Here is a 10,338-nt window from a genome sequence, read left to right on the forward strand (position 1 = left end):
GAGGTTTTGCTGCTGGACGAGCCCTGCTCGGCGCTGGATCCCATCTCCACCGCCAAAATCGAGGAATTGATCACGGAACTCAAGAGTGATTACACGGTGGTCATCGTGACCCACAACATGCAGCAGGCGGCGCGCTGCAGTGATTACACCGCATACATGTACCTTGGCGACTTGATGGAGTTTGGCTCGACCGAGCAGATGTTTTTCAAGCCCACGCGCAAGGAAACAGAAGATTACATTACCGGCCGCTTTGGTTAAGGAGACGACATGCCTGAAAAACATCTTTCCACGCAGTTTGACAGCGAACTCAGCGCGGTCTCAAACCGGGTCATGGAGCTCGGGGGGCTGGTTGAGTCGCAGATTCGACAAGCAATTTATGCCTTGTCGCAGTTCAGTGTTGATGCGGCGAATCAGGTCACGGAAACCGAGGCGCGCGTGAACGCGATGGAAGTGGATATCGACCGTGAACTGTCCAGCATCATCGCGCGCCGCCAGCCGACGGCACGGGACCTTCGCTTGTTGATTGCCATCTCAAAAACCACGGCCAATTTGGAACGTGTCGGCGACGAGGCCGAGAAAATCGCGCGCATGGTGCGGTCCATCATCAAGAGTGGTTCGCCCCGTTCGCTGCCATCGCTTGAACTGAGAGTGGCGGCGGATATGGCCTCTGGTTTGTTGCGAAAGGCGCTCGACGCATTTGCGCGACTCGATACCGCGGCGGCCGTGTCCATCCTGAAGGAGGACGATTTGATCGACATTGAGTTCGACGGTTTCGTTCGAAAGCTGATTACCTACATGATGGAAGATCCGCGCATGATTTCGCCGAGTCTGGATCTGCTCTTCGTTGCCAAAGCGATTGAACGGATTGGCGACCATGCCAAAAACATTGCCGAATTCATCATTTACGTGGTCAAGGGTGCTGACGTTCGCCACACCTCGATGGAACAGATTGAATCGGTGGTGAAATGAGACACCAGCCAGGCGTTCTGATTGTCGAGGATGAACCGGCCATTGCCGAACTCATTGCCGTTAACCTGCGCCACAATGGATTTCAGCCCACGTGGGCCATGGACAGCGCGACGGCACAGCGCGAGCTGGATGCGGTGTTGCCTGACGTCATCCTGCTGGACTGGATGCTGCCCGGCGAGAGCGGCTTGTCGCTGGCCAAACGCTGGCGCGCGAACCCCCGTACCAAGAGTGTTCCCATCATCATGCTGACCGCCCGTGGCGACGAGGGAGACCGGGTCGCGGGTCTGGACGCCGGTGCCGATGACTACATCGCCAAACCGTTTTCGACCAAAGAATTGCTGGCCAGGGTGCGCGCCGTCCTGCGTCGGCGCGCACCCGAGCAGGTGGGCGGTGTCGTGTCCATCGGCGCCTTGTCGCTGGACGCGTCAACCTACCGGGTGTCGTTCAACGATCAGATGTTGAAACTGGGACCCACCGAGTTCAAGTTGCTTCATTACCTGATGAAGCATGCCGAGCGCGTGCACAGCCGTTCGCAGTTGCTGGACAAGGTCTGGGGCGACCATGTGTTCATTGAAGAACGTACGGTGGATGTCCATGTCAAACGTTTGCGGGAGGCCCTGGGTGCCAACGCCGGCCAGATGATAGAAACAGTGCGAGGCGCGGGCTACCGTCTGACGGCGCAATCGGCACTGGCGGCGCCTTCGCAGGTCAGTGTTTAACCCAAAAATACCTGCAGACTGTTTGTCAGTAGCAATGACCTGACCATGTTTTGGCGATTTTTTTCTTTTTTTTTGTGCCAGTTTGCGGGAGGACTGGCGGGCTGGTATGTGGCGTCGCCAGCGGCTGCGCAGACCGGCGCACTCGTGGGTATCGTCTTGGGTGGACTGGGATGGTTGCTGGTTGACCTGTCTCGCAGCATGCGCTTATTACGCTGGTTGCGTGTCGGTGATGCCTCCGATGTCGCCATGCGCACCGGTTTGTGGGGCGAAGTGTCGGACCGTGCCAGGCGCTTGATTCGGGCTCGGGAACAAATGACGCGTGAAAGCCAGAATCGGCTGCAGGATTTTCTGGCGGCATTTCAGGCATCGCCCAATGGCGTGGTACTGCTCGATTCACAGGGGCGAATAGAGTGGTTCAACCAGATGGCCACTGCTCATTTTGGTTTTGATGCCCAGCGCGACATGCTTCAGCATTTTGGCAATCTGGTTCGTGATCCCGGTTTTGCAAATTATTTTGCAAGTCATGATTACCGCAATGAGCTCGTCATGCCGGGGCGTGAAAGCACACCCGCGAGGCCGGTCAAGCTGTCAGTTCATCTACACCCCTATGGCGAGGGGCGGCGGCTGCTGCTGTCACGCGATGTCACAGCACTGGAGCAGGCAGAGGCCATGCGCCGTGATTTTGTAGCCAATGTGTCCCATGAAATTCGCACTCCGTTGACGGTGCTGGGCGGATTTGTGGAGACGCTGCAGACCTTGCCTTTGAGCGAGCAGGAGCGGGAGCGCTATTTGGCCTTGATGGCCCAGCAGGCGGACCGCATGCAGACGCTCGTCAGTGATCTGCTCACGCTCTCGCGCCTGGAGGGCAGACCACCGCCGGGAACCTCTGACTGGATACCCATGCCGGTGCTCATGCGACAGCTGGAGCAGGAAGGGCGTGCTTTGTCTGCCGTGCTGAATCCGTTATCGGACCGTTTGCACAGGCTTGTATTTGATTCCTTGCTGCCGGGTGAAGTTGCCGGTGCGTCGAATGAATTGCTCAGTGCCATGAGTAATCTGGTGGGCAATGCCATTCGTTACACGCCGACTGGCGGTGAAATTCATGTGCGGGCGCTTTTGTTGCCCGATGGCCGGGCTGAGTTTTCGGTTCAGGACACCGGCCCCGGCATTGCCCCCGAACATATTCCGCGCCTGACGGAGCGTTTTTACCGGGTTGATCGCAGCCGTTCGAGAGACACCGGCGGCACCGGACTGGGTTTGGCCATCGTCAAGCATGTGGCGCAGCGCCATGGCGCCGAGTTGAAAATTGAAAGCACGCCCGGCAAAGGCTCCATTTTCACGATCCTTTTTCCAGCCAGCCGCGTCAGACCTTGCCCGGATACGATGTTGGCGAGCCCGCTTGACGCGTCCGGCAGTTTGTCCGCCGCAGAAAATGCCAGCAACACGCTGATGTAGACGGCCGATCCAACCTCAAGACCCCCGCTGGTCCCGGCGTTTGTAGATCAGGACGTCTTCATCCCGATCGGACGGGTGGTGCACCGTACTGTGCAAGGTCCAAAGCTTGGGATCAATGGAGGGGGAACCCGTTGTCAACGCGTCCTTGTCCGCGATCAGCCAGGGGCAACTGGCCGGTGATCCGACTGGCTTCACCAGCAGATGGCCATGGAACTGGAAGGCCGCAATCTGGCCCCGACTCAGTCCATGTTCTTCAACACAGTCTGGCCGCTGTAACACGGCCATCGTGCGATGCACCAAAGGTGCGTAGCTGCGGGCGAAATCAAGCAGCGGCAGCCACAAGGTCATCAGCAGCAACCAGCACAGGGCCGCGCCGCCGGCCGGCAAGACCAGGCTTTTCCAGATCGCGGCGCGATGCCGACCGACACGCCATTTTACGAGCCAAACCCACGCCAGTGTTGCTGCAATAGCTATCAAAAAAGGAACAAAAGAAAAACTGTGCTCAAACCCCGGTGCGAGCCGCGCGACGTTGGCGGCGGGTTGCCTGGGCACCCCGGTTTGCAAGGCGATCCAGACGACCCAGATGGTAAAAACACAGCCCGAGAAAAATATCAGCGTGAACCAGTCAATCAAGGCTGCAACGCTTCGCTCCAGCGTCGGCAAGGCAAATGCCGCCAGCGCCGCCAGCGCCGGCAAGGCCAGCAACAAGGACCGGTCAGCCGATGCGGTGGTCAGCGTGGCGCCCACCGCAACACCTGCGAACCACAATGGCAGCGCCAGATGTCGGCTGGGCGTCCCACCGCGAACCAACTGACGGCGCCAGCGCCACAAGGTCCACAGCGCCAACGGCCAGGCGGGCCAGGTAAACCACAGCAGCAGACGCCCCAGGCTGCGCCACTCGGCCCAGCTCGCCTCGGGCAGCTCGATACGCCAGCGCCACAAATCCAGCCAGCTGGCCAGCAGCGCCACCAACATGGTCAGGAGCGCAATGCCAGCGGCCCGATAAGCCTTCTGTCGTGTGGCCTCGGGCGCGGGGGATTGATCCAGCAGATGAATCACGGCGCTGCCGGTGCCGAACAGGACGGCCACCGCAGGTGCGCCCGACAAGGCCAGGCCGCTCAGCCCCAGCACACCGCCGATGGCGGGTATGACGGTGCGATAAGGCAAGGCGGCCAGCGCATAGAAAAACAGAGCCGTAAAACAGAGTTGGGCCAGTGCTGGCGTGGTTTCGTGCGACAGCTGGGCCAGACCCAGGCACGCAATAAACGCCAGCAGGCCGCCGTCTGCCATGGCGCGCGCGTAGTCCGGTGGCAGAGCCTCGCCGCCGAAGGCAAATGCAACGGGTTGCGCCTCGGGGCTGCGCGCCAGGTAGTAAGTGCCGTACCAGGTGGCAAACAGGGTCAGCGTCAGCAACAAAACAAAAGCAATGCGCGCGGCGAAATCCGGCGCAATCCAGGCCGGTGCGAGCTGCATGGCCCAAGCGCCCAGCCAGTAGGGCAAGAGTGCGTCCACCTCGGGCGGCAAGCCCATCAGTTGTGGTGAAAACCAGTTTGCCCCCCCCCGCGCTAGCTCGGCCATGTAGCCAAAGGCCGTTATGTCGGCGCTTTTCCAGGGTCCACGGCCAAGGAAGCCCGGCAGCACGTAGGCGATGCAGAACAACAGCAGTGCGACGCGTGGCAAGCGGCGCACGGCACCTTGGGCAACGATGGCGGGGGTGGGTTGATTCACGCTGGGATGCTGGGGGAAATGGGAAAATAAAAAAGGCAGCACGGTAACCCGGGCTGCCTTTTGCGAGAAGCGTTTGCCAGTTTATTCGGCTGCTGGCACTGCGACTTCTGCTGCAGCCGCTTTGGTCTTGCCGAAACGGTTGCGGAAGCGCTCAACACGGCCACCCATGTTATCCACGGATTTCTGTGTGCCGGTGTAGAAAGGATGGGACTCGCTGGAGGTATCCAGCTTGTACAGCGGCAGCTCGCGGCCGTCTTCCATCTTGATCATCTCTTTGGCGTTGGCGCAAGAGCGGGTCACGAATTTGAATCCATTGGACAAGTCCATGAAGCAAATTTCGCGGTAATTGGGGTGAATGCCTTCTTTCATATCTTCTCCATCAGTTGCGCTAGCCGCGTCGGATCCTTGGGCAAACCATTGCGCAATTCAAAACCCGGTGTACTTGTCGCGTAAAACCGTCAATTATAGCCTAGCCGCCCCGGCGCATCATGTCGAAGAACTCGCTGTTGGTCTTGGTGGCCTTCATCTGCTTGAGCACCATCTCCATGGCCTCGACTTCGTCCATGTTGTAGAGGAACTGGCGCAGGATGCGGGTTTTTTGCAGAATTTCGGGGGCCAGCAGCAGCTCTTCGCGACGCGTGCCGCTGCGGTTGAGCTGGATCGACGGGAACACGCGTTTTTCGTAGAGACGGCGGTCCAGGTGGATTTCCGAGTTGCCGGTGCCCTTGAATTCCTCAAAAATCACCTCGTCCATGCGGCTGCCGGTATCGACCAGCGCGGTGGCGATGATGGTCAGCGAGCCGCCTTCTTCCACGTTGCGGGCGGCACCCAGGAAGCGCTTGGGGCGCTGCAGGGCGTTGGAGTCTACGCCGCCGGTCAGCACCTTGCCACTTGAAGGTACGACATTGTTGTAGGCGCGCGCCAGGCGGGTGATGGAGTCCAGCAGGATCACCACGTCTTTTTTCAGCTCGACCAGGCGCTTGGCGCGCTCGATCACCATCTCGGCCACGTGCACGTGGCGGGCTGCAGGTTCATCGAATGTGGACGCAATCACTTCGCCCTTGACGGTGCGCTGCATCTCGGTCACCTCTTCCGGGCGCTCGTCAATCAAGAGCACCATCAGATAGCTGTCGGGGTAGTTGGCAGAAATGGCGTGCGCAATGTGCTGCATCATCACGGTTTTGCCGCTTTTGGGCTGCGCCACGATCAGGGCGCGCTGGCCTTTGCCGATGGGGGCGATGATGTCGATGACGCGCCCGGTGATGTTTTCTTCGCCCTTGATGTCCTGTTCCAGCTTCATCTGCACCTTGGGGAACAGAGGCGTCAGATTCTCGAACATCACCTTGTGCTTGTTGTCCTCGGGCCCGCCGCCGTTGACCTTGTCCAGCTTGTTCAGGGCAAAGTAGCGCTCGCCGTCTTTGGGGGTGCGCACTTCGCCTTCAATCATGTCGCCGGTATGCAGATTGAAGCGGCGTACCTGGCTCGGGCTGATGTAGATGTCGTCTGTAGAAGCGGTGTAGCTGGTGTCGGGGCTGCGCAGAAAGCCGAAGCCGTCGGGCAAGATTTCCAGCACGCCATCAGCGATGATTTGCTCGCCGGTGCGGGCGCGCTTCTTGATGATGGCGAACATCAGCTCCTGCTTGCGCATGCGGCCGGTGTTTTCAATTTCAAGCTCTTCGGCCTGCTTGAGGACTTCCGACACGTGCAGTGCCTTGAGTTCGTTTAAGTGCATGGAATGACCCTTGTCGGGGAGTTGAACTAAATACGGGGGGAGAGGTTTGGGGTGAGGCGAGTCGGTAGCCTCAACCTCAAGGTTCTAAACCGGGAACTCGAACCAACTCGGGATGGGAGTTGGTGAACTGACGTAATTATGACAGGAAAAAATGCAGTCCTGACGCGTTGTCAAGACTGCGGGAAATAGTCAGCTTGCTGGCGTTCAGGCCAATTGCTGGTCAATGAAGGCCGTCATTTGGGCCTTGCTCATGGCGCCGACCTTGGTCGCAGCCAGCTGGCCACCTTTGAACAGCATCAGTGTGGGAATGCCGCGAATGCCAAACTTGGCCGGGATGTCGCGATTTTCGTCCACGTTCATCTTGGTCACCTGCAGTTTGCCTTCGTAGGTGGTGGACACTTCGTCCAGGATGGGCGCGATCATCTTGCACGGGCCGCACCACTCGGCCCAGTAGTCCACCAGCACCGGCTGGACGGATTGCAGAACATCGACTTCGAAAGACGCGTCGGTCACATGTTTGATAAGTTCGCTGGCCATGATTTCTCCTTGATGGGTTGAGGACAGAGCTGGTTCGCTTTGCGTCACTGCGGTCTGTCCCGCAAAGTTTCAGCTTGGTAGTCGGTAACAGGTAAAGTGGGGAAATTGTGACAGAAACCAAGCCCTCCGACCGATTGCGCGCATCCTATGATTGAAATAGCAAGAAACCATCATGCCGACCGGGCTTGGGATCGCGTGATGGGGCAGATCCGGGCCGGGATGGCGCGCCAAAAACTGCATCCATCGCGTGTCGTGGTGCTGCTGCCTTATGCGCAGCTGATGCAGCAAGCCCGTGCCGCCTGGCTCAGGGGCGACAGCGTGCAGGCACCAGCACATTTCTTGCCCCGTTTTGAAACCACCATGAACTGGACCCGCAGTCTGGGCGGCTTTGAGCCCAGCGGCGACGATGTGCGGCTGGACGCCGCGCGCGACGTGTTGACGGCTGCCTCCATGCTGTCGCGCACCGGACTGTCGTCCCATCAAAACGTGCTGAGCGGGCGCTTGATGGAGGCCGCCTGGAGCCTGGCCCGGGTCGCGGCTGCCCTGCCGCCCGTGGCGCGCGTGCCCTGGGGCGCGCACCTGGGCACCCTGCTGGCCACCGGCATGGAGTCCCCGGTGCTGGCTTTGGAGGTCGCCACGGCGCGCATCGCGCTGGCCTGGGCGGCCAGCTCAAGCTACGCCAGCGATCCGGTTTTTTCTGCCACGCCTGACCTGCTGGTGGTGCTGGAAGGTTTTCAGACCGAACCCATGGCCCAGGCCTTGAAGCAGCGTCTGGGTGAGCGGGTGATGGCACTGCCTCTCAATGTGGAAGCCGATGCGGATGGCGCGCCCGGCACGGTGGCCTTGCACGCCGCTCTTGACGCCGAAGACGAGGCGCATCGTGCCGCCGCTTGTGTGCTGGCGCATGTGGCGGCCGGACGTACACCGGTCGCTCTGGTGGCGCAGGACCGGGTGCTGACGCGCCGCGTGCACGCTATGCTGGGCCAGCGTGGCGTGGCGGTGCGTGACGAGACCGGCTGGAAGCTCTCCACCACGCGGGCCGCGGCGTCACTGATGAGCCTGCTGCGGGCGCAGGTGTGGGACGCCAGCACCGATGCGGTGCTGGACTGGCTCAAGAACGCCCCGGCGTTCGAGCCACATGCGGTGACGCAGGCCGAGGTGAGCTGGCGCCGTCTCGGTGTGCGCGACTGGCGCGCGGTGCCCGCTGGCGAGGCGCTGGCGATCCCGGTGCAAGCGCTGCGCGACACCCTGCAATCGAGTCGGCCGCTAACGCGCTGGCTGGCCGATCTGCGCGCTGCCCTGCAAAGCGCGGGGCAATGGCCGGGCTTGTTGCAAGACGCCGCCGGGCAGGCCGTGCTGGACGCCCTGCGCCTGCGCGACGGCGCAGAGCTGGAGTTCGCGGATGTGACGGCGCGCATGAGCCAGAGCGAGTTCACGGCCTGGATCAGCCAGACGCTGGAAGACAAGAGCTTTTCACCGGAGCCGCCCGCGAACGCGCAAGTAGTGATCCTGCCCTTGAGCCAGCTGCTGGGCCGGCCGCTGGCGGCCGTGGTGCTGCCCGGCTGCGACGAGGTGCGCCTGCCGGTGTCGCCCGAGCCGCCCGGCCTGTGGACGCCGGATCAGCGCGCGCTGCTCGGACTGCCTTCGCGCGAGCAATTGGCTGCTGCGGCCCGTGCTGCCTGGCACTACGCCTTGCAGTTTCCCCACGTTGACGTGTTGTGGCGCCTGAGTGAAGGCGGCGAGCATCTGATGGCCAGCGGCTTCGTGCAGGAACTCATGCTGCATCAAGCCCCCGCGCTGGCACCCGACCCCAGCGTGTTGCGCGCCCTGACGCCGCAGCCCTGCGTCATGCCCCGCCCGCAGGGCGATGCGCTGCCGCTGAGCCGGCTCTCCAGCACCGCCTATGAAGACCTGCGCCGCTGCCCGTACCGCTTTTTTGCGCTGCGCCAGCTCAAGCTGCAAGAGTCCGATGAGCTGGACCTGAGCTTAAGCAAGCGCGACTTCGGCAACTGGCTGCACAGCGTGCTCAAACTCTTTCATGAAGCATTAAACAAGGCGCCAGCCCCTGATTTTATTGCGCGAGTAGCTATGATAAATATAGCGGCCGAGCAGGCAACGCGTGCGCTGGGTTTGTCTCAGAGTGAATTCCTGCCCTTCGCCGCCGCCTGGCCGCGGGTGCGCGCCGGCTACCTGGAATGGCTGACGGCGCACGAGGCCGGCGGCGCCACTTTCAGCGAGGCCGAAGCCTGGAAAGAAACCCCGCTGGGCCGCTTGACGCTGGTCGGCAAGATCGACCGCATTGACCGTCTGGCGGACGGCAGCGCCCTGGTGATCGATTACAAAACCGAGGCGCCTGCCACCACGGCCCAGCGCATCAAGCAGTCGCTGGAAGACACCCAGCTCGCGTTTTATGCAGCCCTGCTGACGGACGACACGCTGGCTGGCGCCTATGTCAACGTGGGCGAGAAGGACGCCACCCGCAGCTATGTGCAAGCCGACATCGTGAGTTTGCGCGACCACTTGCTGGAAGGTATTGCCTCGGATATGGCGCGTATTGCTGGCGGGGCGCCGATGCCTGCTCTGGGCGAGGGGAAAGCCTGTGAGTTTTGCGCTGCGCGCGGGCTTTGTCGTAAAGATTTTTGGGAAACGATGTGATTGAACTCGGCTTTGGTTGGTTTCCCCCACTCACTCCCCCAGCCCCTCTCTCGCCCCGCCGGGCGAAAGAGGGGAGCCTCATTTTGCTTCTGCGCGCCGGCAACGCGTTTACCGGGATCGGTCCGATGGCGCTCGGTTCTGGTCTTCGGGCTAAGACCCCCGCTGCGGCATGCGGCTGTTTTCTGAGCGCAACGGTCTTATGCCCCAGGCTTTGGGCGCCGGAGGCCGTTGAGGGACGAAGGCACCTGCGCACGACGTGTTTTTCGGCCTCGTCGGTTTCGTCGCAGCCGCTTCGCGGCAGCCGGTGCCGTGCCACGGTGGTGGGGGCAGCCCCAACCGTTTCCCTGGGCCGTAGCGCGCTACCGCAGTCGCAACCTTCCCCGATTTCCCCGTTGCCGAAGGCCAGGGGTCAAATGAGGCTCCCCTCTTTCGCCCGGCGGGGCGAGAGAGGGGCGGGGGGAATACGAAGGGACTTCCCACTTTCTGGTAACGGCATCGAGTGCCAAGATTGGTCTTTTGGAAGTCAATCTGCAACCTTTGAAA

The 10,338-nt window shown here is 61.3% G+C and carries 9 protein-coding genes; 5 read left to right on the forward strand and 4 right to left on the reverse strand.

All coding sequences use genetic code 11. From position 1 onward, the window contains the following. The 4 genes from B3V69_RS09565 to phoR form a co-directional block, all read left to right on the forward strand. A partial coding sequence (locus tag B3V69_RS09565) for a phosphate ABC transporter ATP-binding protein (RefSeq protein ID WP_414707500.1) occupies positions 1-258 on the forward strand: 258 nt, incomplete at its 5' end. A gap of 9 nt (positions 259-267) precedes the next feature. Then, positions 268-969: a phosphate signaling complex protein PhoU gene (gene phoU / locus B3V69_RS09570; protein ID WP_296445982.1), complete on the forward strand. Its 702-nt coding sequence runs from the start codon at positions 268-270 to the stop codon at positions 967-969. After that, the gene (phoB, locus tag B3V69_RS09575; protein WP_296445984.1) at positions 966-1,688 is read left to right on the forward strand and encodes a phosphate regulon transcriptional regulator PhoB; all 723 of its coding nucleotides are present in this window, start codon (positions 966-968) and stop codon (positions 1,686-1,688) included. Before phoU ends, phoB begins: the two co-directional genes overlap by 4 nt. A 45-nt stretch (positions 1,689-1,733) precedes the next feature. Next, positions 1,734-3,143, forward strand: coding sequence for a phosphate regulon sensor histidine kinase PhoR (phoR, locus tag B3V69_RS09580; RefSeq protein WP_296445986.1), 1,410 nt, complete (start codon positions 1,734-1,736; stop codon positions 3,141-3,143). 15 nt (positions 3,144-3,158) lie between these two features. On the opposite strand, the gene B3V69_RS09585 is transcribed toward phoR, so the two are convergent. The 4 genes from B3V69_RS09585 to trxA form a co-directional block, all read right to left on the reverse strand. After that, a complete protein-coding gene (locus B3V69_RS09585; RefSeq protein WP_296445988.1) occupies positions 3,159-4,871 on the reverse strand; it encodes a hypothetical protein in 1,713 nt (570 codons plus the stop codon). Positions 4,872-4,952: 81 nt separating this feature from the next. Continuing rightward, a complete protein-coding gene (locus B3V69_RS09590) occupies positions 4,953-5,240 on the reverse strand; it encodes a type B 50S ribosomal protein L31 (RefSeq protein ID WP_296445989.1) in 288 nt (95 codons plus the stop codon). Between the two features lie 100 nt (positions 5,241-5,340). Beyond that, on the reverse strand, positions 5,341-6,603 hold the full coding sequence (gene rho, locus B3V69_RS09595) for a transcription termination factor Rho (protein ID WP_296445991.1): 1,263 nt from the start codon (positions 6,601-6,603) through the stop codon (positions 5,341-5,343). A gap of 204 nt (positions 6,604-6,807) precedes the next feature. Then, positions 6,808-7,140, reverse strand: a complete 333-nt coding sequence (trxA, locus tag B3V69_RS09600) for a thioredoxin TrxA (RefSeq protein ID WP_296445993.1) — start codon at positions 7,138-7,140, stop codon at positions 6,808-6,810. 147 nt (positions 7,141-7,287) lie between these two features. Between trxA and B3V69_RS09605 the strand changes: the two genes are divergently transcribed. Continuing rightward, positions 7,288-9,795, forward strand: coding sequence for a PD-(D/E)XK nuclease family protein (locus tag B3V69_RS09605; protein ID WP_296445995.1), 2,508 nt, complete (start codon positions 7,288-7,290; stop codon positions 9,793-9,795). Positions 9,796-10,338: the final 543 nt, after the last annotated feature.

The sequence above is a fragment of the Rhodoferax sp. UBA5149 genome (assembly GCF_002413825.1).
GTDB lineage: Bacteria > Pseudomonadota > Gammaproteobacteria > Burkholderiales > Burkholderiaceae_C > Rhodoferax.

What these genes read in the sequence shown, in the direction of transcription:
- phoU (WP_296445982.1), top strand. Translation starts at nt 268, where the DNA reads ATGCCTGAAAAACATCTTTCCACGCAGTTTGACAGCGAACTCAGCGCG.
- phoB (WP_296445984.1), top strand. Translation starts at nt 966, where the DNA reads ATGAGACACCAGCCAGGCGTTCTGATTGTCGAGGATGAACCGGCCATT.
- phoR (WP_296445986.1), top strand. Translation starts at nt 1,734, where the DNA reads ATGTTTTGGCGATTTTTTTCTTTTTTTTTGTGCCAGTTTGCGGGAGGA.
- B3V69_RS09590 (WP_296445989.1), bottom strand. Translation starts at nt 5,240, where the DNA reads ATGAAAGAAGGCATTCACCCCAATTACCGCGAAATTTGCTTCATGGAC.
- rho (WP_296445991.1), bottom strand. Translation starts at nt 6,603, where the DNA reads ATGCACTTAAACGAACTCAAGGCACTGCACGTGTCGGAAGTCCTCAAG.
- trxA (WP_296445993.1), bottom strand. Translation starts at nt 7,140, where the DNA reads ATGGCCAGCGAACTTATCAAACATGTGACCGACGCGTCTTTCGAAGTC.
- B3V69_RS09605 (WP_296445995.1), top strand. Translation starts at nt 7,288, where the DNA reads ATGATTGAAATAGCAAGAAACCATCATGCCGACCGGGCTTGGGATCGC.